General features: G+C 62.6%; 23 protein-coding genes. 14 read left to right on the forward strand and 9 right to left on the reverse strand.

Annotated features, from left to right (window positions below; translation table 11 throughout):
* Positions 1-145: 145 nt before the first annotated feature.
* From JS541_RS07225 to JS541_RS07270, 10 genes are all read left to right on the forward strand, one after another.
* Positions 146-1,273 carry a peptidoglycan-binding protein gene (locus JS541_RS07225; RefSeq protein WP_214373782.1) on the forward strand — a complete coding sequence of 376 codons (1,128 nt, stop codon included), beginning with the start codon at positions 146-148 and terminating at the stop codon, positions 1,271-1,273.
* Positions 1,270-1,989: an ABC transporter ATP-binding protein gene (locus JS541_RS07230; protein WP_346428300.1), complete on the forward strand. Its 720-nt coding sequence runs from the start codon at positions 1,270-1,272 to the stop codon at positions 1,987-1,989. Before JS541_RS07225 ends, JS541_RS07230 begins: the two co-directional genes overlap by 4 nt.
* A complete protein-coding gene (locus JS541_RS07235) occupies positions 1,982-3,181 on the forward strand; it encodes an ABC transporter permease (protein WP_221343554.1) in 1,200 nt (399 codons plus the stop codon). The genes JS541_RS07230 and JS541_RS07235 overlap by 8 nt, the downstream gene beginning before the upstream one ends.
* An 85-nt stretch (positions 3,182-3,266) precedes the next feature.
* Complete coding sequence (locus JS541_RS07240) at positions 3,267-4,793, forward strand: DUF3375 domain-containing protein (protein ID WP_214373783.1); 1,527 nt, start codon at positions 3,267-3,269, stop codon at positions 4,791-4,793.
* A gap of 1 nt (position 4,794) precedes the next feature.
* Complete coding sequence (locus JS541_RS07245) at positions 4,795-5,487, forward strand: DUF4194 domain-containing protein (protein WP_214373784.1); 693 nt, start codon at positions 4,795-4,797, stop codon at positions 5,485-5,487.
* Position 5,488: 1 nt separating this feature from the next.
* Positions 5,489-8,986 (forward strand): ATP-binding protein, encoded by a 3,498-nt coding sequence (locus tag JS541_RS07250; protein WP_240539276.1) that lies wholly within the window; start codon positions 5,489-5,491, stop codon positions 8,984-8,986.
* Between the two features lie 3 nt (positions 8,987-8,989).
* The gene (locus JS541_RS07255; protein ID WP_214373785.1) at positions 8,990-10,183 is read left to right on the forward strand and encodes a DUF2220 domain-containing protein; all 1,194 of its coding nucleotides are present in this window, start codon (positions 8,990-8,992) and stop codon (positions 10,181-10,183) included.
* 164 nt (positions 10,184-10,347) lie between these two features.
* A complete protein-coding gene (locus tag JS541_RS07260) occupies positions 10,348-11,730 on the forward strand; it encodes an MATE family efflux transporter (RefSeq protein WP_214373786.1) in 1,383 nt (460 codons plus the stop codon).
* A gap of 48 nt (positions 11,731-11,778) precedes the next feature.
* Positions 11,779-12,144 carry a phage holin family protein gene (locus JS541_RS07265; RefSeq protein WP_214373787.1) on the forward strand — a complete coding sequence of 122 codons (366 nt, stop codon included), beginning with the start codon at positions 11,779-11,781 and terminating at the stop codon, positions 12,142-12,144.
* Positions 12,145-12,177: 33 nt separating this feature from the next.
* Positions 12,178-12,651, forward strand: a complete 474-nt coding sequence (locus JS541_RS07270) for a YbaK/EbsC family protein (protein WP_214373788.1) — start codon at positions 12,178-12,180, stop codon at positions 12,649-12,651.
* Positions 12,652-12,804: 153 nt separating this feature from the next.
* Here the strand turns inward: JS541_RS07270 and JS541_RS07275 are convergent, their stop codons facing one another.
* Positions 12,805-13,221 (reverse strand): peptide deformylase, encoded by a 417-nt coding sequence (locus JS541_RS07275; RefSeq protein WP_214373789.1) that lies wholly within the window; start codon positions 13,219-13,221, stop codon positions 12,805-12,807.
* An 80-nt stretch (positions 13,222-13,301) separates the two neighbouring features.
* On the opposite strand from JS541_RS07275, the gene JS541_RS07280 reads away from it, so the two are divergent.
* Positions 13,302-14,006, forward strand: coding sequence for a GNAT family N-acetyltransferase (locus tag JS541_RS07280; protein ID WP_214373790.1), 705 nt, complete (start codon positions 13,302-13,304; stop codon positions 14,004-14,006).
* Positions 14,007-14,137: 131 nt separating this feature from the next.
* Here JS541_RS07280 and JS541_RS07285 read toward each other — a convergent pair whose 3' ends face one another.
* Positions 14,138-15,466, reverse strand: coding sequence for an MFS transporter (locus tag JS541_RS07285; RefSeq protein ID WP_214373791.1), 1,329 nt, complete (start codon positions 15,464-15,466; stop codon positions 14,138-14,140).
* Positions 15,467-15,805: 339 nt separating this feature from the next.
* Between JS541_RS07285 and JS541_RS07290 the strand changes: the two genes are divergently transcribed.
* On the forward strand, positions 15,806-16,084 hold the full coding sequence (locus JS541_RS07290) for a hypothetical protein (protein WP_214373792.1): 279 nt from the start codon (positions 15,806-15,808) through the stop codon (positions 16,082-16,084).
* Here JS541_RS07290 and JS541_RS07295 read toward each other — a convergent pair.
* The 3 genes from JS541_RS07295 to JS541_RS07305 are packed head-to-tail and all read right to left on the reverse strand — an operon-like array spanning position 16,078 to position 17,571.
* On the reverse strand, positions 16,078-16,566 hold the full coding sequence (locus tag JS541_RS07295; RefSeq protein WP_214373793.1) for a GNAT family N-acetyltransferase: 489 nt from the start codon (positions 16,564-16,566) through the stop codon (positions 16,078-16,080). The genes JS541_RS07290 and JS541_RS07295 overlap by 7 nt on opposite strands.
* 32 nt (positions 16,567-16,598) lie before the next feature.
* Positions 16,599-17,057, reverse strand: a complete 459-nt coding sequence (locus JS541_RS07300) for an ASCH domain-containing protein (protein WP_240539277.1) — start codon at positions 17,055-17,057, stop codon at positions 16,599-16,601.
* Positions 17,050-17,571 (reverse strand): GNAT family N-acetyltransferase, encoded by a 522-nt coding sequence (locus tag JS541_RS07305; protein WP_214373794.1) that lies wholly within the window; start codon positions 17,569-17,571, stop codon positions 17,050-17,052. Before JS541_RS07305 ends, JS541_RS07300 begins: the two co-directional genes overlap by 8 nt.
* Before the next feature lie 188 nt (positions 17,572-17,759).
* Here JS541_RS07305 and JS541_RS07310 point away from each other — a divergent pair, with 188 nt between their 5' ends.
* Positions 17,760-19,172, forward strand: a complete 1,413-nt coding sequence (locus tag JS541_RS07310) for a DUF2142 domain-containing protein (RefSeq protein WP_214373795.1) — start codon at positions 17,760-17,762, stop codon at positions 19,170-19,172.
* Here the strand turns inward: JS541_RS07310 and JS541_RS07315 are convergent.
* Positions 19,153-20,040: a thioredoxin domain-containing protein gene (locus JS541_RS07315; protein WP_214373796.1), complete on the reverse strand. Its 888-nt coding sequence runs from the start codon at positions 20,038-20,040 to the stop codon at positions 19,153-19,155. The genes JS541_RS07310 and JS541_RS07315 overlap by 20 nt on opposite strands.
* A gap of 226 nt (positions 20,041-20,266) precedes the next feature.
* Between JS541_RS07315 and JS541_RS07320 the strand changes: the two genes are divergently transcribed.
* A complete protein-coding gene (locus tag JS541_RS07320) occupies positions 20,267-20,833 on the forward strand; it encodes a hypothetical protein (protein ID WP_214373797.1) in 567 nt (188 codons plus the stop codon).
* Positions 20,834-20,952: 119 nt separating this feature from the next.
* Here the strand turns inward: JS541_RS07320 and JS541_RS07325 are convergent, their stop codons facing one another.
* The 3 genes from JS541_RS07325 to JS541_RS07335 are packed head-to-tail and all read right to left on the reverse strand — an operon-like array spanning position 20,953 to position 23,166.
* A complete protein-coding gene (locus JS541_RS07325; RefSeq protein ID WP_214373798.1) occupies positions 20,953-21,636 on the reverse strand; it encodes a hypothetical protein in 684 nt (227 codons plus the stop codon).
* A 13-nt stretch (positions 21,637-21,649) separates the two neighbouring features.
* Positions 21,650-22,462 carry a hypothetical protein gene (locus JS541_RS07330; RefSeq protein WP_214373799.1) on the reverse strand — a complete coding sequence of 271 codons (813 nt, stop codon included), beginning with the start codon at positions 22,460-22,462 and terminating at the stop codon, positions 21,650-21,652.
* A 5-nt stretch (positions 22,463-22,467) separates the two neighbouring features.
* On the reverse strand, positions 22,468-23,166 hold the full coding sequence (locus JS541_RS07335) for an ATP-binding cassette domain-containing protein (protein WP_214373800.1): 699 nt from the start codon (positions 23,164-23,166) through the stop codon (positions 22,468-22,470).
* Positions 23,167-23,341: the final 175 nt, after the last annotated feature.

Below are 23,341 nucleotides of genomic sequence, written 5' to 3' on the forward strand. Positions count from 1 at the left end.
TCGGGCGGTGTCGGTCATTTCGAACGAGCGCGGCGAGTCGAGAAATCTTGCACGGGAATGTCCGACAGGAAAGGATGTCTCTGCTCCGGCTGCGCCTCCGTCGACATGACAGACATTGATGAACTCACGTCAAGGAGCAACGAATATGACACGAACGGAAACGCGACGGTTCGGCAGACGACGCAAGGTCGTTGCGGCGATCATGGCGATCGTCGTCATCGCCGGATTAGTCACAACGTGTGCGGTGACGAAACCGTGGAACCTGATCAGCCATCTGACCGCGGGCGAACAGTCCGGCTCGTCGGCGTCGCGGACCGTCGACGTGGCCACGCTGCGCACGGCGTCGGTCACCAAGGGCGTGCTCAACGCCGAAACCAGGCTCGGCGCGACCCTGCAATACGACAAGGCGAACGATTTCGCGGCCGCGACCGGCACGATCACGCAACTGCCGGTCGCCGGCAAACAGATCAACACCGGCGAACAAGTGTACGAGATGGACGGCGTGCCCGTGCCGCTGTTCCACGGCGAGCGCCCGTTCTGGCGCACCCTGCAGACAGATGTCGCGGATGGTCCGGACGTGACCCAGCTCGAGCAGAACCTCGTCAAACTCGGCTTCTTCAGCGGTACGCCAGACACACATTTCGACTGGCTGACCCGCGAGGCGGTCCGCCAATGGCAGCGGTCGCTGGGACTGACCGGCGATGCGGCGGACGGCGTGTTCCAGCCGTCGTCCGTGGCACTCGCCTCGTCCGCGCCGATCCGCATCACGCAGGTCAAGGCGAAACTGGGGGAGTCGAACGTAAGCCCCGCCAGCTACACGAACGTCACCCTGCACGTCGAGGCCACGCTCACCGCCACACAGGCCGCCACGTTCAAGGCCGGCGACAAGGCGCAGGTCGTATTGCCCGACAACACGACTCTCGACACGACGCTCACGGCCGTCGACCAGGGCGGCCAGTCCACCGGTACGGACGGGCAGGTGACCTCGCCGTCGGCGCGCGTCGACTTCCCCGACCAGTCGCAGGTCGCGCAGTTCGGGCCGGTTGCGGTCAGCCTTGTCATTCCGAACACGTCCGCGTCGGCGAATACCGAAACGTTGATCGTGCCGGTGACCGCGATCGTCGCCTCCGCCGGCACCACGTACGCGGTCGACGTGGTGCGCGGCGACGCGCTCGTGCGCGTGCCGGTCGAGATCGGACTGGTCGCCGACGCGCAGGTGCAGCTCACCAAGGCCGACGGCTTGAAGACCGGCGACAAGGTGGTGGTGTCGTGACGGATCCTCTGCTGACGTTGGAAAACGTCACCAAGGCGTTTGCCGGCAAGGACGGGACGATGACGCAGATCCTGCATCCGACGAACCTGACGATCATACGCGGCGAACGCATCGCGATCGTGGGTCCGTCTGGCTCCGGAAAATCAACGCTCCTGTCATTGCTCGGCACGCTCGACATGCCCACGTCCGGCACGTTGCGCTACGACGGCGACGACGTGACCGCGATGGGAGAACGGCACCGCAGCGACCTGCGCGCCGAGCGCATCGGCTTCGTGTTCCAGCAGTTCCATCTGATCGCCAGCGTATCGGCGTTGGAGAACGTGATGGTCGGCCTACAGTACACGACCCTGCCGCGCGCGGAACGTCACGACCGTGCGGCCGTCGCATTGGCGCAGGTCGGATTGGAACATCGCCTGCGCCATAGGCCGTCGCAACTGTCCGGCGGCGAACAGCAGCGCGTCGCCATCGCCCGTGCGCTCGTCAAACGGCCCGACATCATCTTCGCCGACGAGCCGACCGGCGCGCTCGACACCGACACCGGGCACGCGATCCTCGACCTGCTGTTCGACGCGGCCGCAAGCGGCGCGGGCCTCGTCGTCGTCACGCATGACCCGAACGTGGCCGCGCGCTTCCCGCGACGGCTGCACATCCGCGACGGCGTGGTACGTGAGGTGACGGGGAAGCAGGCGGTACGAGAGGAGGACATTCATGCGTAAACCGTTGCGTACACGCATCGCCGATCTCATGCACGCGGCGTGGATCGGCGCGACCGGACGCGTCTCGCGCACCGTGTTCGCCTCGCTCGGTATCGCGCTCGGCGTCGCCGCCTACGTGGCCTTGTCCGGCATCGCGGCCTCCAACCAGGCGGCGCTGCTCGCCCGGCTCGACGCGCTCGGCGCGAACCTGCAGGTCGTCACTCCCGGGCAGGATGCCGCACGCCAGACCATTCCGCTGCCCGACTACGCGCCCGAGACGATCGCCCGCCAGCCGTCCGCCGAACGGGTCGGTGTCTTTTACACGCCGCCCGAGAAGATCCAGATCTTCAAGAACCAGCTCGTGCCGGCATCCAACGGCAACGCGCTCACCCTGAACATCATGGCCCCCGGCGCACTGGACGCGATCGGCGCGACCTACGCGCACGGCCATGGCATAGATCGAAACAACGAGCACCTGCCCGTCGCGGTCCTCGGCTCGGAGGCCGCATGGCGGCTCGGCATCACCGGCATCGGCGACCGCGTGCTCATCGACGACGAATGGTACGGGGTCGTCGGCATCCTTGATCCGTTGCCGCAGGCCGAAGCGTTCAACACGTCCGCCATCATCGGCAAAACGTGGGCGCTCGCGCACTATCCCGACCAGGCGGCGGATATCGCCAAGATCAGTGCGATCTGGGTGCGTACCAAGCCCGGCGACGCCGAAACACTGCGCCGCATGATCGCCCACGCGGCCAATCTCACCGGCGGCAACGTGAGCGTGACCGCATCGGCCGACCTGTCCAAGGCGCGCAACGTCACCAATGACTCGCTGACCACGCTCGGCCTCATGATCGGCGTGATCGCGCTCGCCGTGGGCGGCATGAGCATCGCCAACATGATGATCGTCACCGTCATGGAACGCCGCGGCGAAATCGGCCTGCGTCGGGCGCTGGGCGCCACACCCGGCAACATTCGCATGCAGTTCGTCACCGAGGCGGCCATGCTCTCCGCGCTGGGAGGGTTGGCCGGCATCCTGATCGGCGCATGTGTGGCCTGCGGCGTGGCGGTCGCGGCAGGGCAGCCGCTCGCCTTGGATTGGGGCGGTCTGCCGCTCGCATGGGGTGCGGCCGTGACGGTCGGCATCCTCGCCGGACTCTATCCGGCCTCGCGCGCCGCCCGGCTCACCCCGACCGAAGCGTTGAGAAGCGAGTGAACGGGTTCCCGGGATTGCCGCCCCGAATCCCGGGAACCGACATGGTAGCCTTGTAAGTTGCGGCAAGGAAAGCGAGGCTGGGTTCATGGGCGATGTCAGGCGGGAAATGGAACGGCTGCGACCGGTCTATGAAACCGGCGTGCTCCGCCTGTTGCTGCGCAAGAACTCCATGATGTACGTGGCGCTCCTACGTGCCGCGTTTAACCCGCTGACCGGCGAACTGCCGCGCGAGATCCTCGAGGAACGGTTCGCGCAGAGCCTGTCGCATCTCATCGACGCCGGCGAATACGCTCTGGAGGAGAATCAGGACCTCATCGGCGCGGCGCATCAGATCCTCGTCGATCTCACCCGCGAAGGAGACGGCGACTACGCGTGGCTCGCCAACTCGCTCGACATGGCCTCGCACCGGTTCCTCTACCGGCTCACCGCCCGCGCCCATCGTGCCATCGAGGCGCTAGGCCGATTGCAGGACACCACCAGCTCGTTGTCCGGAGCGCAGGCCAACAGCATCATCATGGAGATCGAACACGCACGCATGCAGCTGACCGCTGACCCGAACGAACGCATCCGCCTGCTCAAGCAGGAGATCACCGCACGCGAACGTGAGATCGAACAGATCCAACAGGGACGGCAACGCGACCGGCTCAGCGATGAACAGGTCGAAGACATCATCGCCGTCATCCACAAAACCCTGCGCGACGTGCCGATCGACCTGCGCGAACTCGTGCTCGCCGAACGCGACAACGGCGACGCGCTGCGCCGGCGCATGCAGGCCGGCGACATGGACGTCAACGACAACCTCACCTCCTACCATGACGCGTTCCGCCGCTCGTTCGACGAATCCGACTCCGGCCGCCGGTTCAACGACGCGTTCCAGGTGATCATCACCGACGAAGGCCGCCAGCAGATCGACGACGCCGTCGCGGCCATCGCCAAAACACCGTACCTGGCCGGCGAATCCAGCGTGCTGCTCGACCAGATCACCGCCGAACTCGAACGCATCTACGACGGGATCGAAGCGGTCCGCCAGCAGATACGCGTCTCCGACGAGGCGATCAGCAGACTCGTGCGCCAGCAGACCGACACCAGATACCGCACCATGCTCGTCACGCTCAACCGCCTGTACACCACGATCAACGCGGCGGCGAAAGCCCATCCGAACGACGACCGTCGCCCATACCGCACGGACGAGGGCGACGCCGCGTTCGCCGGGCTGCCGACCCGACCGGCCCGATCGATGTCCCGCGCGACTGTGCCCAGTCTCGACGAACACGCCACGACGACCAACATCCCCGAACCGGACATCCGTTCCATGATCGTCGGGGGCGGGCCACGCATACGGCATATGATCCGGCTCATCATGCGAGACCCGGTCACCATGACCGGAACGAACGGCGACGAACGCGTCGACATCGCCGCCAGCTTCAACCGGCTGCCCGCCGATGAACGACGCGAAAGCGAGATCGTCGGCTTCCTGTCCGAGCTCGCAACAATCGACGGTGAACGGACGGTCTGGCACTGCACGTCGCTCGACGGCACGCCGCGCGACTGGACGACCAAACGGATCACGGCCGGCATGGACGAACTCAACGAGACGATCAAGGAAGGATGACATGGGCGACGACACCACGACCACCGCATTGTTCGAAGGCGACACCGGCGACATGAGCGCGCCGGCACGCATGGCCGCCATCGCGCTCAAACGCGACCGGTACATCAGCGGGGCCACCTACGACACCGCAATGGACAACCTCGACCAGGTGATCCGTTCGCTCAACAACGACATGCTCGAACTCGTCGTCAACGAACGCTACCGGATCATGTACGCGACCCCCGTCCCCGACGCCGACCAGAACCCCCGGTCGCTCAAAACGCGCGTCAGCCTGCGCCGCGAAGAGGCGGCGCTGCTCGCGTTCCTGCGCATCCGCGTCCTCGAATACGAGAACCTGCACACGCCCGCCGACGAATGGCTCGTCAGCTTCGAGGAGATCCGCGCGGCGCTCGCCACCGGAGCCGGCTACCTGGCCTCGCGCAACGACGAGGAGGGCGTGCTCAAGCTGATCGGCGCGGTCGTCTCGTCCATGACCACGTACGGGTATCTGGAACGTTCGTCCGACGACGAGACGATGCTGCGGATCACCGAACTCGTGCCCGTCGTTCTGGACCGCGATCTTGCGCAGACGTGGCTGGACGGCAGGGACGAAATCGACGATGACGCACACACGGATGATGATCCGGCCGATCCGGTTGACGACGGAACGGACGATGTGACCGGCAAGACCGGCGACAGCGAGGAGGGGCAGTGAGATGACGGACACCATGAGCGAATCCACGATGCCGGACGGCGCACGCGACATCCAGATCGTTCCCGACCGGTGGATGATGGAAAGCCGGCAGCTCGTCAACTGGGGGTCCTACGACGGATACCATGTGTTCCGCCCGTCCACGGACGACAGGCTGCCGGTCACATTGCTCGCCGGCGCCAGCGAATCGGGAAAGTCCACGCTGGTTGACGCGCAGATCTCCCTGTTATATCCGTCCGGTACGCCGTTCAACAAGGCGTCGAATTCCGGACGTTCCGAACGCAGCGACTACACGTATCTGCGCGGCATGATCGGCGTGGGCGACACCGACGACGCGCCGATGTACCTGCGCGGCACCGACGCGGACGGCATGCCGCACAGCGTATGGGGCGCGATCGTGGACACGTACCGCAACGCCACCACCGGGCAGATCCTGTCGTGCGGCAAGTTTCTGTACCTGATGCCGGGCGAGGGACGAGGCGACGTGCGCCGCCAATACATCACCTGGAACCGCGCCATCGACCCGCGGCTCATGGATCAGTTCCGAGACGGCCCGTTCACGCCCACCCAGCTCAAGGCGACCTATGAGGGCTGTTCGATCTTCTCGAACGCGAATGCGTTTCACGCCCGCATCTGGGGCGTCATGGGCCTGACCGAGGAGGCATGCCGGCTGCTGCACAAGATCCAGTCGGCCGATGCGCCGTCACGGTTGGATGACATCTTCAAGCAGGGCGTGCTCGGCGTGCCGGCGGCGATCGGCAAGGCCGAGGACCTGGTGGGAGACTACGAACGGTACGCCGCCAACTTCGACAGCATGGAGGAGAAGGCCCGTCGCATGCAGATGCTGCAAGGCATCCGCCAATCCTATGGGCACTACGACACGGCGCAAGCCAATGTGCACGCGTTCGACACCGTCGATCCGAACGGGGAGGCCGGACGCGCCGCCATCCGCCGCTGGGCCTTGGCCCACATGGCCGAGGAAGTGGCCGCCCAGCTGCCGCTCGACGAACACGAACGCGACCGGCACATCCAGGACGCCGCCGCCGAACGCGCGCACGGCGATGAGATCACCGCACGCATCGACGCGGTCAAGGCGCAGATCCAAGGCGTCGACGGCGGCAGCCTCGCCCGGCTCGAACTCGACCTGACCCAAGCCAGACAGACCCTGAACACCGTGACCGACCGCCATAACAGGATCGCCCGGCAGTTCGCCGCCATCGGCGAAGACATCCCCGGCACCCGCGACGCATGGCAGACACGACAGGAACAGGCCGCACGGTTCTGCGCGGACTATGACCGGCAACGCCAGCAGCTCGATCACGACCAATACGAGGCCGCGGCCGCACGCTCGCAGGCCAATGACGAACTCAACCGCCTCACCCGCGACTACGAACGCCAACGCACCCGACGCACGCGCATCTCCCAGCAAATGGACGAGGAACGCGCCATGCTCTGCCGTGCCACCGGTCTGAACGCCGAAGACCTGCCCTACGTCGCCGAACTTATGGACGTGCGCGAGGACGAAGAGCAGTGGCGCACCGCGATGAACGTCGCCTACGGGCCGATCGCCCGTACGATCCTCGTCGACCAACGCCACGAACAAGGCTTCGCCGCACGCGTGAGCACCATCGACCCGCATCTCATGTCGCGACGCACCTGGCGATTCGTGGACACGGGCCGCGGTTACGAGAATACGGAAGATACAACAGGCCACACCGTCGACGAACCCTGGCTGTCCGGCAAACTGCGTTACCGCGAGGACTCGCCGTTCGCCGGATGGCTGCGCGAACAGACCGCCAGCGAACGCTATGACGCGATGTGCGTCGACGCCATCGACGACACGGACGAGCAGACCCGCCAAGTCCAGCGCGACGGCCAGATCAAATCCGGACTTCACGGCCAGCACGGCATCAAGGACATCCGCCAGGTCATCGGATTCGTCAACCAGACCTATCTCGACGAGCTGCTCCGACAGTCGCAGAACGCAAAAACCGCGTTCGCCGAAGCCGACCGGGCATACGAGTCGATCCGGCAACAGGCTGAACGACTGCGCCGGGAACTCGCGCTCGCGGAAAACCTGAGTGAAACGGACTGGGATAGCGTCGCTGTGCAGGATGTCGAACAGCGCATCGCACGCATCGAACAGGATCTCGACACGATCCGGCACGACCCGAAACTCGCCGAACTCACCGCCACGCGGGAACGGCTGGAACAGGAACTTGACCACAGCAACGACCGACGGTTCAAGGCTCAGAACGCCGCGGACCAGTGCACGCAGGCGGTGAACGCCGCCCGCGAATGGCTTGAACGCAACGGAGCCGGCAACGGGGATGCGACAGACGCCAAGGAGGGGCGTACCGCGTTCGGCGACGATGTGGCGGAACGCCTGGGCGCCGCATACGAACGCCAATTCGCCGGCCAGACCGACCCTGCCACGCGCGCGCATCTGATCATCGGAGCCGGCCGTGCGGCCGCGGCTGACGACATGCGATTCGAAAACACAATGATCGACCAGATCGGCAAGGAGATCGACACCCGTCGCACCATGCTTGCCGCGCAAGCCGACGCAGCCCGCAAGACGCTCGAATCGCAGATGCAGGCGTACCGCGACGTGTATGCGAAGGACGACGACGCGCTGACCGCCACCGTGGCCGATTACCGGTATTACGAGCAGGAATTGGACAGCCTGTCGCATCTGGCGGCCAACGACGCGACCGAAGCCGAATACGCCAACTGCCTGCACAAACTGTACTGGGACGCCCTCACCTTGCAGCGCACGCTCAAATCCGACGAGGCCACCATCAAGGAACAGCTGTCTCGCATCAACTCGATGCTCACAGGCCAGCAGTTCGGCCCCAAAGGCGGTCGCCTGTCGTTGAACGTCACCGTACGCCCTCCCGAACGCGCGTTCGGCACGGCCTTACGACGCATGAGCGAAACGCTCACCTCATGGCAGCAGCAATCCGACACCGACGTGATCGCGTTGCGCAAGACGTTCCGATCCTGCCGACCGTTCGTCGACATGCTGCACGACCAGCTGGCACAGGTCAAGGACTCCGCCGGCATCAAACAGTATGGCGCGCGCGATCTCGACCCACGCTGCCGTTCCTCGTTCTATGCGATCGTGCACCACGAGGACGGGCCGGACGAACGCATCACTTCCACCGGCGGCCGTTCCGGCGGCGCACTGCAGGAACTCACCTCGTTCGTCTACGGCGCGGCGCTCATCTATCTGCTCGGCGAAGGCAGCGTGACCGGCGAGCCATCCTATACAACGCTGTTCCTCGACGAGGCGCTCATCAAGGCGGACGGCCGGTACACCAAGCGTGCGCTCATGGTATTGCCGCGACTCGGCTTCCAAGTGATCGTCTCCGCCCCGGAAAGCAAGACCGGCGAGATCCTCGAGGTGTCGACCAAGGCGTACGTCACCTACAAGGATCCCGACACCGGGCACACCACGCTGCGAGAGGCCAGCCTCGACGCAGACGCCGCCCGGGAGTAACGGATGCGCACGGTCAGGGACATCACGGCGATGATCGGCCAACGACTATCGGCAAGCAGATACGCGGCCGGCGACGCGTGGCCATACACAGTATCCGTGCAGTTGCCGGCGCGGCAAAGCGATCTCGAGGACGCGGCGCTCGCCGTGCATGCCGATGACAACGTGCATGCCAACAATAAGGCGATTCGCGACTGGGCGGCGAACACCGGCTGCGGGACGACCGTACAGCGTCGCCTGATCGGCAATGTGACGGTCGATCTGATCGCGAACGTCACCGTGAACGATGAGACGGTCGCGTTGCGGTCGGTCGATCGTGCGTCGGCGGCCACGTATCGTCGCGCCCGTCGACGCGTCGAACGGATTCGTGAACGGTTCCGGCATGTCGACGAGACGGATCTGCTGTCCGCGGCCAAGATGACGGATACGGAAAACGACGTGGATTTCGATCTGCTGCTGCAGGTCGCCGAATACTGTGCGACGCATGACGTCACCGGTCTGCGTCCGCGCGCGGTGCCGCTTGCCGGGTTCAGCGCAAAATGGTTGGACCGTAAGAAGACAAAACGTCGCAGGGCGGTGGAGCTGCTGTGCGGCAAACGGTCTTTGGAACTGGACGAACGGCCGCGGGAGCTGCGGTTCCGGCATCTTGATCCGGCACGCGTACCGTTGCCGGATGCGGTGGTCGTCCGCCCGTGGAATGACGGTGTCGGGCTGGGCATCCGGTATGTGGTGATCGTGGAGAACAAGGACACATACCAGCTGATGCCGCCGATCCGGGACGGCCTGTGCGTGTTCGGTTCGGGCAAAGCAGCGGTGGATGGTCTGCGATTGCTGCCTTGGCTGTTCGATGAGCGTGCCAAGCACGTTCGCGTGGTGTATTGGGGCGATATGGATGCGGATGGATTCGAGATACTGTCGGGCGTGCGAGAACTGGGAATCGACTGCGAGTCCCTGTTCATGGATCATGCTGCCTATGATCGATATGGCCGATATGGCACGAACCACGATCAGGCCGACAGGCCGCTCAAGCCTCGGCAGCCGAAACCTGCACCCGGATTGCGCAGCGACGAACGGGAACTGTATGAAGCACTATGCACGGGGGACGGAGTGCCGTATCTGCGGCTTGAACAGGAACGCATTCCGATCCTCGATGCGGCGGTCGCCTTGCGAGGCATGGGGATTCCCGTGGTGATGGATTGAGGACGACGGCCGGCCCTTGTACCTGGCCATCCGCACCTTTGCTTGTGCTTATGTCGATGCCGGCGTGTCGTTTTGTCCGCACTGTGGCGGCTATGATGCCCGTGACATTCCGCAAAGTGACAGGTGATCGACGGATGCACGCGTGAGAGGAAAGGACGATACGCATGGATAGCGAACTGTTCGAGAAGACCCCGGTGCCGAAGGCGTATTTCTCGCTGGCGATGCCGGTGGTGCTCGGCATGCTGGTCACGCTCGTGTACAACCTCATCGATACGTATTTCATCGCGCACACCGGCGACACGAGCATGGTCGCCGGCGTGTCCCTGACCGCACCCGTGTTCACGGTGATGATCGCGCTCGGCGACATCTTCGGTCTCGGCGGCAGTTCGGTCATCTCCCGACTGTTCGGCCAACGTCGGTATGCGGACGGCAAACGACTGAGCGTGTTCTGCTTCTACGCCGCCATCGCCACCGGCATCCTCATTCTCGTTCTCGGCCTTACCTTCCGCGGCCCCATGCTCACGCTGCTCGGCGCGACCGCCGACACGTGGCGGCATGCATCCGACTTCTACACGCTCATCATCATCGGCTCGCCGTTCATCATCGTGTCCATGACGCCGGTCAACCTGCTACGCACCGAAGGGCACGCCGTGCAGTCCATGATCGGTTCGATGGCCGGCACCGCCGTCAACATCGTGCTCAACCCGCTGTTCATCCACGTGTTCAGCTGGGGCGCGGCCGGATCGGCCGGCGCGACCGTGATCGCGAACATCTGCACCGACCTGTACTTCGTCTGGTTCCTGCGGCATCGCAGTCCGAACCTGTCGATCGACCCGCGGCTCATCATCGACCAAGCCGCGCGCAGACTGCGCATCGCCGCGCACGAGATCCGCGACATCTTCGCCATCGGCATCCCCGCGGCCATCACCAACCTCACGCAAAGCGTCGGCATCATCATGATCAACCTGTTCCTGCTGCCCTACGGCACCGACGCGGTCGCCGCGATGGGCATCGCCCTCAAGATCATCATGATCGCCGTGCTGATCTTCGCCGGATTCGCGTTCGGCGCACAACCGCTCATCGGCTACAACTACGGAGCACGCAACATGCCGCGCCTACGCGCGATCATACGGTTCTCCTACGCGTTCCTGTGCCTGTTCGCGCTCGCCATGACCATCGTGCTCAGTCTCGCGGACCGCATGCTCATGCGGTTCTTCATCACCAACGAGACGATCGTCACGCTCGGCGCGGGCATGCTGCGCGTCCAATTGCTCAGCCTCGTGTTCGTGGCCGTGGTGATGGTCACGACCTGCACGTTCCAGTCGGCCGGCAAAGCGGTCGGCGCGTTCGTGCTGTCGATCAGCCGTCAGGGCGTGATCCTGGCCGTCACGCTGCTCGCCGGCTCGCGTATCGCCGGATACTCCGGTGTGATCGCCGCACAGGCGCTCGCCGATCTGCTCACCGCGGCACTGGCGGTCGTCCTGTTCGTCGTGATGCTGCCCGAGCTGCGCGACCGGCGCAATGCGTCGACCCAGCAGCCGGCATGATGCCGACGTCACATTCCGATGACATTTCGGCTGGAATAATCGAGTGATATGAGTCATTTCGTTTCCCGTTGGCTGGTATTGACGATCGCGGCGGGCGTCATGGTCGCCCTGTTGCCCGGCATGGAGGCGGTCGGCGAGCCGCCGATCCTCGGCATCGCCGCGTTCTCGCTGTTTCTTGCACTCATCAATGCGTCGATCAAACCGGTCGTGCATCTGCTCGCTCTGCCGATCTCGATCCTGAGCTTCGGCCTGTTCGCGTTGATACTGAATTGGCTGTTCATGGAGCTCGCTTCATGGCTGGCGCTCACCCTGTTCGACGTGGGCGTGATCGTCCACGGCTTCTGGTGGTCGGTGCTCGGTTCGCTCATCATGGCGATCGTCTCCGGCCTCGTCGGCGACGTCATCGGCGAATAGCCGACAAATGCCAAGCAACTGGAGTCATAGGTAATGAACGACAAGTACGAACGGATCGTCCGGTTCTCGGCTGAACATGCGGATCGTGCGCGGATCATCGAGCATGACACGGCGATCGTAGATCTCGCGTCCGCGGCGACCGTGTTCGACGTGACCCGCGCGGCGGCGACATACGTCGTGGGAGCAAAGGAAGGCGTGTTCGCAGTGATCGCGCTGGCGTCCGGACATCTGAAATGGCGCGCGCTCGGCCGCGCGTTGGGACTGCGGCAACTGCACCTCGCGTCGCCCGATCTGGTGAAGGAACGTACCGGCTACGATGTCGGCACGGTCGGGCCGCTGTTTCTCGGCATCCCCGCATACATGGATCGCCGGCTGCTCGCGCACGACATGGTTTATTGCGGCACCGAGGACGCACATCATACGCTCGCCATCAACCCGCAGCTCATCGCCGAACACAACGACATCGCCGGCTGGTTCGACGGCGGCGAGTTCGCGCAGTCCGCATAAACAGACAAACAGGGCAGACAGCAGACAGCCGGACGCCGTGTCGAACCTTGCCGGCTATACGTCGAATATCATTCCATTGCGCGACCTTTATCCGCGCAGCATGCGACAGACGGACGGTAGACTGACGACAATCCGATCGATATGACGGACCGGTCAGATCAGTACGCCGTCGCAGTGATCGATCTCATGCTGGATGATCTGCGCGGTGAACCCGTCGAACGTGGCGGTGATCTCGCGCAACCGGCGCGTGCAATACGTGACGGTGATCCGCCGGTACCGGACGGTCGGACGCATGCCGGTCAGCGACAGGCAGCCTTCCTCAGTCTCGTATTCGCCGAAACGTTCGACGATGCGCGGATTGAACATGACCATGTTCCGTCCGGTCGCCTCGTCCGCGAACACGATGATTCGCTTGGACACGCCGATCATGTTCGCAGCCATGCCCACGCACGAATCCGCGTGCGCGGCGAGCGTGTCCGCCAGATCGACGGCCACGTCCAGATCGGCCTCGGTTGCCGGCTCGGACGGCCGGCTCAGGAATCGTTCGTCGGTCATGATCGGCTGCTGCATGATGATGCCCCTTTCCCGCGGATGCTGTGCATGACAGTACACTGCATGGTATCAGCCGTCACCGCCTATGAAAGACCGTCATGAACGATGAAGCCCTCACGTTGCGCGCACTCCGTCGCGACGATTACCCCGCGATCGCCGACATGCTGCGCCGCATGTGGTACAGCGATCCCGAAACGAGCCCGTCATGTGCCCGTCGGCTCGCCATGATCGACCTGCACCACAGTCTGGACTGTTCGGATGACGCCGTCGTCGCGCAACGCAACGGCACGGTGGCCGGCATCATCACGACGCGCATCGACAAGCGCAAGAATCCATCCGAGACCGGCCAACCATACATGCCACGCACATCGGGCGACGCGGACGGGTCGCGTTCGCAAGCGCCATGTCGCGCGCATAGATCCCGATGGCATCGTCTGCGCGTCATCGGTTCGGCGATGCCGTTGCTGTTGTCCGGCGAAGGAAGACGCGGACTGCATGAGATGTTGTCGCTGTCTCGCATCGACGCGCGACTGATGCACGGGTGGCGCTCGCGGTTCGGCGCGGAGGTGACGTTGCTGCTGGTCGATGATGCCGCGCGCGGGCACGGCGTGGGCCGCGCATTGTTCGATCATGCGATGAGCCGGTTCCGGGAAGCCGGCGTAGATCGGTACTTCCTGTTCACCGATACGAGTTGCAACGTCGGCTTCTACGAGCATCGGGGTCTGGCTCGGCTGCGTGAACGGCAGACGGCCCTGCGCGGCGGAATCATGGAAACGTTCTACCTCTACGAAGGCCGGTCGTAGGCTTCAGTATTCCCCGACCGGCTTCGGACGATACGGACGGCTACTGCGGTCTTGCCGAGACGCGTATCGAAATGTGCTCATGACATGGTGCAGGCGGTTGCGAACCTCTCCTGCACCAGTCCCCGTCGACCTTAGAGTTCGATTTGCTCCCATTGCGCGGGCAGGGGAATGTTTCTTGTCGAAGTAACGCAGGCGAGCAGCAGGCCGAGACCCGCACATGCGACGACGAGCAGCATGACCGCGCGGAAACCAAGCCCGGGCGCTTGCAGCAGCCAGCCGACCAGAGCGGGCGTCAAGGCTCCTGGGACGCCGATCGTGGTTTCGAACACGGTGGACACCCTGCCCTGCATGTGGTCCGGGGTGCGTCCGTAGATGAAGCCGAGTTCGCCGGCGTTCAACGCGGGGAACAGCAGGGATGCGACGCTCATGCACGCGACGATCACCCCATACGAGTCGGTGAACAGCAGCGGGATCATCGCGAGCGTGAACACGGCGAAGGTGAGGATGATGAGTCTGCCGGTCGGGATGTGGTCGACCAGCCAGCCGGCGGCCAGCGAGCCGATCAATGCCGCGACGCCGGTAGCCGTGCCTACCAGACCGATGAGGGCCGCGTCCGTGCCCTGTGCGGCGAGCATGATCTGCACGCCGATGATGCTCCCGTAGCAGGCGACGTTGATGACCGCGCCCTGGACGATGGCGGCGAGGATCGTCCGTCTGGTCAGCGTCCATTGCCATCCTTCGACGAACTGGGTGAGGAACGACGGAGCGGTTGGCTGTTCGTCGCCTTGCTGGTTTGCTGATGACGCATCCTCCGGTTCGGGTTCGGGTGTGGGTGACGTTTTCTTCGGCAGCATCAATGCGGTGAGCGCGGCGATCAGATACAGTACGGTGGCGGCGAGGAACGGGAACCAGCCGGCGATCCGGTACAGCAGTCCGCCGATCGCGCCGCCGGACAGTTCGACGCAGGATTCGCGCGCCTCGCGTATCGCCTGTGCTTTGGCGAAGCGTTCCATTGGCACGATCGACTTGAGCATCGCGTCGTTGGACGGTCCCAGTAGGCCGTTCATCACGGCGAACAGGACGACGAACAACGCGAACATCATCGTGTCCATCATGTCGGCGGCAAGCAGGACGGTCGTCGCAAGGGACAGGCACATGCCGACGAGTCCGAGCAGGATCATCAGCCGTCGGCGGTCGTGTCGGTCGGCGATCGCGCCACCGATCGACATCAATACGAGTCCTATGGCCGATTCGACGGTGACCAGCAGGCCGGAGACGAATGTCGAGCCGGACAGGGCGAGACCGATCAACGGTATGACGAACGTGCGCAGACTGACCGCGAACACGTCGCTCGTGTCGGCGATGAACCAGTTGCGATACGCGGCCAGGCTCCACAGCGAACGAGGGCTGCGTGCGGAATCGGGGGAGGATTGGTTGGATGAATGGGTATCGGTGTTCATGGTGAACTCGTTTCATGACAGCCATGAACGGTACCGGCATGCGACGGCCGACTGAATACGGCAATCACGAATCCGCGCTCATGGATACGTTCGGGAATCAGGCATAACGACATATCGCGCGAGCCTGAATCGACCCGCGGCGATAGGGAAGAGACGGGAGGAAAAACCGTCAACCCGCTTAGTCGTATGCGAAGGATTCCAGAACGACGTACATGCAAGTCTCCTATGACCAATGATGACAATGTTCCGCTCCGAGATCGTCTGACCGATACGCCCCGCAGCGATTGATATGACCATGATAAACCGTGATGAGAGCGGACACGACGTTTCGAGATGTTCATGTCGACGATGGTCGACATCGCGTGGTCCACGTTCCTTCGTCTCGTGGCGTATCGGCGGCAAGATATCCGCCTGCCAGTCAATCGCATGGCAATATCGTCGATGATTGTCGTCGACTGGCCGAATTACTGCCGGCGGAATCTTATGACGCTGCCAATGATGTCCTTGCCGTGCCGCGGCGGCTTGCCGGAGCGTGATGGTGCCGTTCAAAGCCGATATGCGGCGTCAACGGTGATTGGCCGTCGTCTCGAAGAGATGGACTTCACCGATATTCAGTAGTTGATCATTTCGAGTTCCGGTCCCATGTCCTCGGTTTGGGTGCGGCCGGTCTCGTGGAAGCCGATATGCCGGTAGAAGCCCTGCGCGTTGGCGTTGAAGCCGGCGACCCAGAGCACGAGCCGGTCATTGCCGATGGACTGCTTACCCGCTTCGACCAGCATGCGTCCGACGCCCTGTCGATGCCGGTCTGCCAGTACATATAGCGAGGCCAGTTCCGCCGCTTCGGGACGGTAGATCGGCGGGCGCGGCGTGCGCAGCAGTTCCGCGAACCCGATCACATGATCGTCGTCAAGCGCCACCAGCACGGCCTGATCGGGGTCCTTGGCATGGGCCTCGGTGAGTTTCAATGCGAACTGAGGGGTGATGGCATCCACGATCTCCTGCGGAATCTTGCCTTGGTTGAGTTCCCGCCATGTTTGTGACTGCGCCTGCGCCTTCTCCTCGAACCATCGAGGTTCGATCGGAGCGATACGAATCGTCATATCAGACTTCCTTCCCGATGTTCTATGCCATGCTAGAGCCGTTCAGCGACCTTGAAATATTCGAGTACGACGAGGGTGTCGTCGTCGATCGGGAACGTCGGATCGGCGAAATAGGAGCGATATTCAGCGGAGTTCCAGAACTCCTCGTGCGTGCGCCGCCATTGTGCCGCGGTCATATCGTCCTCGCCTTCGGCCAATGCGTGCTGGTCGGTGACATCGGCCAGACGGGTCACCGTGACATCGGTGGTGACCAATACCGCCACGCCTTGTCCGTTGGAATCGACCAGTACGGAACGATCGCCGATGCGAGGCAACGGCTCGCCGCATTCCGTATAGTCGATCAGCAGCGAGGCGGTGGCGGTCTTCATGCCGTCGAGAATCAGCCGGACCAGCCGATCGCGTTCCGGTCCGGGCGTCATGAACTCAGCTTTTGGAAGATCGACGTATTCCGACGGCAACGGCAAGGGTGACATCGTCGGATCGTCACTCATCGCGCATTGTTCCTTCGCTCGTGTCGATGCGCGTGTAGTATTCCCGTTCGTCCTCGTGGTCGATGCGCGCGCCGCAATGTTGCTGCACCACGAGGCTCGCCGGATTGGTTTTGCGCACGCTCAGATACGCTTCCCGGATGCCGAGCTCGCGCGCCTTGACGAGCGTGAGCTTCAGCCCGATAGTCGCGTAGCCTCGGCCACGGTATTCGCGGGCGATGCCGTAGCCGATGTGACCCGGCCCGTCGCGCAGGAAGTCGGTGAGCCGGTGGCGCAGGTTGAAGATGCCCACGTACTCGCCTTCGTCGTTGACGAGGATGTATTTGGTGGCCGGCACCCAGCCGTCCGGCAACCCAATACCCAACGCTTCGTCGCGCAGACCCTGCACGTATGCGGCGAACCGTTCACGGTTCATGCCGGCCGCGGGGTTCTCGAATCCCGTCTCCTCCGCCGGGAACTTCGCGAACAGGTCGAACGCGCGCTCTGGGTCCGCCAGCCATGTCTCGACCAACCGCATAGTCGCCTCCCTCCCTTATTGCGATGTGGATTGCATTACACTCGGTCAACCGGATTGCCGCGTTTTCGTTGTCTGCTGTCGTCTAAAGATGACGGATTCCGCCTCGATTGGCGTGAATCGCCGGCGTGTGGTCATTATGGAATCCGTCCGGCATGGTGCCGGTCCGCGGAGTCCTGTGGTGGTTTGTCATGAATCCGTATCCGAATGGTCACGATGGCCGGTCGCGTCAGAGTCGAACGACGGTCATCGTGCTCGCGTTGGTGATGCTGTGCGGCGTGTTGGGCATCGTGCTGACACCTCCGGGATCGACGCCGGACGTGTGGGCGCACGTGTACCGTGTGGACGCGATGCTCAACGGCGACGTGATCGCCCGCCCGGTACGCGCGACGTCCGACTATCATCCCGACGCGGAACACAACACGGGCGGCTGGGTCGACGATGATGTGATCGCGTTCTCACTGGCCAACGACCGCCATTACGTATCCGGTTTGGTGAACGCCGCGTCCGTCACCGTCCGCGACGGGCGTCGCAGCGAGGTGCCGTTCGACAACACCGCCGTGTACCCGCCGATCGCGTACCTGCCGCAGCTGGCCGCCTTCGCCGTCGGACGCCTGTTGCGATTGGACGCGGCATGGCGGTTCTATCTCGCCGAGGTGTTCCAGTTGGCCGTCTATCTCGCGGCGGTGTGGATCGGCTTGCGTTTGTTGGCCGGGGTCTCGTCTCGTTGGTTTCGACTGTCGGCCGGGGTGCTGGCTATGTGTCTGGCGGTGCCGGATTCGTTCATGTTCTCTCCCGACTCGACGGTGGTCGCCCTATCCCTGCCATTGGCCTGCATGCTGATCCGATGCCTGCAATCCGACCGGCTCGGCGCCGGCGACTGTATACTGCTGGCCGGAACGACCGGGGTGCTGGCGTTGTCGAAGTTCGCGTACTCGCCGTGCCTGCTCATGACGCTGCTGCCGATGATCGCTCACCGTCGTACTCCGGTGCGATCCCGGCTCATCCTCGTCGCCGGATGCGTGCTGCCGGTTATGTTGCTGCTGGCATGGTTGAAGCTGGGAACCGGATTCGCCACGAACCCGTCACGCGTCCCATACGACGAGGTGCTGCAAAGGCAACGGGAACTGGTGACCGCCCCGCACAGGTTCCTGCCGCGGATGTTCTACAGCATCGTCCGTTTGCAGGGATGGTCATGGTGGGAGCCGCCGCTGCTGTTCCTGTTCTGGACGCTTACCGTTGCGGCCCTGACGCTGACCGTCATCGCATGGAGACGAGATCGACGGCGACTGATGTTCTGGCTGATCTCGTGGACGGCGATCATAGGGTGCGTGACGCTGGTGTACGCGGCGATATGGACGCAGTTCACGCTGACCGGACAGGCCGGCGTCGTCGGCATCAACAGCCGATACTTCCTGCCGCTGGTACCATCGTTGATCATGCAATGTGCTGACGCGCTACACGAGATTACAGGGAATCGCACGATAACCGGTCACGGTACCGTGCGATGGGCGTTATCGGCGCATGAAATCCCTCAACTTGTATGTTCCATCAGCGTCTCCTCAAACGTTAGCGCGCGCTTGATCAGTTTTTCGGCTTGGTAGCGGGATCGCCGATCTCGTTCTCGTCCAGCCCGACGGCGGTGAGGAAGCTGTCTTTCAGATCGTTGCCGTCCATTTGCCAGCGGCGGCCGTTGATGGTGACGGTCGGCGTGGAGAAGCCGTTCCTGCCCGGCGCATAGAGTTCCGGGCGAAGGATCGTGTAGCCGTCCGCCGCTTTCAGCCATGCCCGGTACCGGTATTGGCCATTGAACGCCTTGGCTGCCGTATCCTCGTCCACGCCGGCGTCGAGTGCCTGCCGTTTGAGCTGGTCGTCGGTCACGCTATGGTATTCACCAAGTTCGCCGGGCTGGAAGTCCTCGCGGTAGATGTTCATCAGATATCCGAGCAGGTGGTCCGGGTTCGGGTCCTGCTGCGCGATCGTGACGGCCGCGTTGAACGCTCGGGTCGAATACTCGTCGCTGCTTTTGTAGTCCTGGAACGTCATGAAATGCAGGTCGAGATTGATCTGCCCCGCGTCCAGCATGCTCGTGATCGTCGGGTCGAGCGTACGGCTCACCAGCGCGCAGCCCGGGCACAGCGGCTCCAGATACATGCCGACAGTCGGCACGCCATCAACCTTGCTGCCGTACCCGTTCTTGGAGATCAGAATGCCGCCCTGATCGTCCGCGAGCGACGGCTTGGCCTTGACCTTGCGCAGGGCATCGTACGCGGCTTGTTCCGATTGCGGGGCGTTCTCCGTCACCGAGCGATTGGCTGATATGCTGCGATACAGGGCAACGCCGCACACGACCAGCAGAACGGCAATGATCGCGACGGTCAACATTCCGATGATGGTCTGCTGACGATGTTCCGCCTCCAAAACCGTCGTGTCGTTTCGATAACCCTGCCGTTGCGTATTACTGCGTTTCATTCTTCCATGATGATCGGCCGCGAGGAATCGTGCCAATCAGGAAAGTATTCGTCAACCAAAGACGACACAAAGCGCCATATGATCGGCTGCCTGAGAAGGAATTCTTGTTGGGTTTCACAAGCTATTTCGTCGTCTTGCAAGGAGGCCTGCAACAGGCCGAATGCGCATGTCATGTTCTGATACCATGGTGAATTTATCGGTTGGTACCGCTTTCAGGAGGTTTACGATGTTATCTACCGCCTGGGGCGACGAAAGCATCAGAAACAAGGATCTGGATCACTCTTGGTATCTGATGGGCGCATCTCTGATCGAGGGGAATCTGGACTCTATCAGAAGCGAACTCATGCGGTTGAAACCCGCCGGCGCGAAGAAACTGCACTGGCACGACATGACGCCACGATTCAAAAACGAGGTAATCAAATCCTTGGAGGGAATGGAATCGCTTCACATCATCGTGGTCGGCGAACGGATGACGCATATGAAGGACGAACGTGCGCGTCGCAAGTGTCTGGAACGGCTGCTTCCCATCCTTGAGGGCTACGGCATCGAACAGCTGGTCTTGGAAGCAAGAACCGATGCCCTGAATAAGGCGGATAACGCACACAGGATGCAGCTGGAGCGTATGGGCGTAGTCTCGCGAATCAGAATCACCCATATGCGAGGAGATGCCGAACCGCTCCTGTGGCTGCCGGATCAGGCTCTTGGAGCATATGTGGACACCAGACTGGGTTTGCAGGATTTCGATCGGTTTACCGACGCCAAAGTCATCGACGAGCAGGTTGCACTGGTGTAGATACGCGGAGACCGGGTCCCGTGAATCACGGGAGCACCGGTCTCAACTTCCATATCCCCGCAGGGCTGGCTCTATAAATTATCTTATAGCAGCCCGCTGACGTGAATATGTCATGCCAGTTACCGATGACATGCATGTCTGAATGCCGCTGCATAACCCATGATCAGGAAGGCAAGCAACCACAGGAGCAATACCAACGTCCCGGTAAGTGGACGGTTCACTGCAGTTGCCTCGCGTATCGCCGCCGGATAGAACAGCCTGTTCGCGGCAGGTATCAGATACATGATGAACGGTTTGAGCAGTATGGGTACGAACAGGTAAATGGATAAGCCAAGCAGCACGTTCCCAACGAACATGGACAGCGACAGCACTGCGATGCCGTTCATGACCGCTAACAGCAGGCATCGGGACGAAAGATGGCCGAAGACATCGCCGTCTCCGTAGACGATGACGTTGCCGATGGTGTCCAACATGGCCAGAAACAGTCCGGCAATGAGAATGATTGCGATCTTCTCTGTTATCAAGGCATAGGCCATGCAACGGTGGGAACCGACGATAAGCGTTGCCATCACCGTTTCTCCTGAACCAATCTCGATGTGCGACAGAACAATGGCGATGATCACCGTCGCCTGCGACGCAAGCGTCATGCTGCTTCCGGCGTTCAGCGGGTTGTTCCCGGACACATCCATGCTGACCGGCATGAGCGCGACCGTGTATACGACAATCACCCAGCACACGGCTGCCAGACATGCGATCCACAGGGAGCGTGACGTCATATCTTTGTAGAGCAGGGCCTTGATCATACGAGACCGCCTCCTACGCCTGTAACCGCCGAAGAAGCCGCCCACGAATGGTCGCCGCAGCGCAGAACGTCACTGTTAGCCAGCAGGCCATGACGATTGCGGAAACGTTCACCGGAAGATCGCCCGCTTCATCGACTCGTCCGAACGCGAAGCTCTTGCCTCCGATCATCGGCAGCAGCACGTCCGCGTGGATCGCCTTCAGCACGCCGGACAGCGAGACCATGAGCAGCAGGAAGATCACGACCAAGGCCGGCACGTCGCGTTTCGTGGCCACGGCCGCGATGTATCCGACCAGTCCCATGACCACGGCGAACACCATGACACGCAACGGCGTCGTGACGACGGTCGTGGTGAGGAACATGGGCCGCAAGGCAGGATTCAATGTCGCGGCGAGTATCGCCGCGTTCAGTGCGGATGACAGCAGTGAGACGCCAGCGCAGTAAATCACGGTCGCGAGCACGTCCCCGATCGCGAACGGCCAAGGCCGGTTGACCAGCAGTCGCAGTTGTCGTTCGTCTCCTGTGCGGAATCCTGCCGCGACGTTCAACGCCATGATGATCGGAATAAGGATGATCGAGGTCTGGTAGGGCGAGGCAAGTACGGCGTCGGACACGATATGCGCCGGATCCGGGTCCAGGGAATCAGCCGATCGTATGGCGCCATCCGCGGCAATGGACACCGTCGAGGAGATCGTCTGCACGTCCAGTACCGCGAACAGCGCGGTGAGCGCCAGCACAGCGAACACCGACCAATAGAACTGCCGGTTCGCGCAGTACCGCACCAGCGAGCAGGACACATACCGGGATGATGAAACATTCGTTCCCATGACGCTCACTCCTTCACCACATTGAAGTACGCCTGTTCCAGGCTGCCATAACCGTCGAGGAGCGTGTCGATGTCATCGTCGAGCACCTTCCGCCCGTTCGACAGGCCCACGACGCGGTCGGTCACCAGTTCCAGTTCGGCCATGTAATGGCTGGAGACCAGGACGGTCCTGTGATCCGAGACGTAGTCCTTGATGAAGTCGCGCACCCATTTGATGCCTTCCGGGTCGAGACCGTTCAACGGCTCGTCCAGAATGAGATACGGGGCATCGGTCAGTATCGCGGTCGCGATGCCCAGCCGTTGCTTCATGCCGAGTGAATAGGTCTTATACATGCGGTTGCGTGCCTCGTACAGGTCCACAAGACGCAGGCATTCATCGCAACGGGAGAACGGGATGCCGGCGGCCAGCGCGATCCAATGAAGATGATTGAGCCCCGTCCGTGATGGATACGGCATCAGCCCGTCAATGAACGAACCGACGACCATGAGCGGATCGGGGCCAAGTTTGTTGTATCGTTTGCCGTCGAACGAGGCTGTACCGCTACTGGCCGGTTCCAATCCGAGCAGGATGTGCAGCAGCGTCGATTTGCCGGCGCCGTTCGGCCCGATCAACGCCGTAACCTTGCCTTGCTCAACTTGGAATGACACGTCATCCAACACACGCTTGTCGTCATAGGTCTTGGAAAGCCTCGAAATCTCGATCATCGCAATCTTCCCTCTTAAAACACCATGGACTTTTGGGACAGTCTCATCTGTGTACTGCTGCGTTTCACTCCTCCATGATGATCGTCAACGCAGGATCGTGCCAATCGGGGAAGTATTCGTCAACCAAAGACGACAAGGGCGTCGGCGGTCATCCACCGACGTGGGCGAGGGGATT

Source organism: Bifidobacterium sp. SO1 (assembly GCF_018555335.1).
In the GTDB taxonomy this organism is placed as follows: domain Bacteria; phylum Actinomycetota; class Actinomycetes; order Actinomycetales; family Bifidobacteriaceae; genus Bifidobacterium; species Bifidobacterium simiiventris.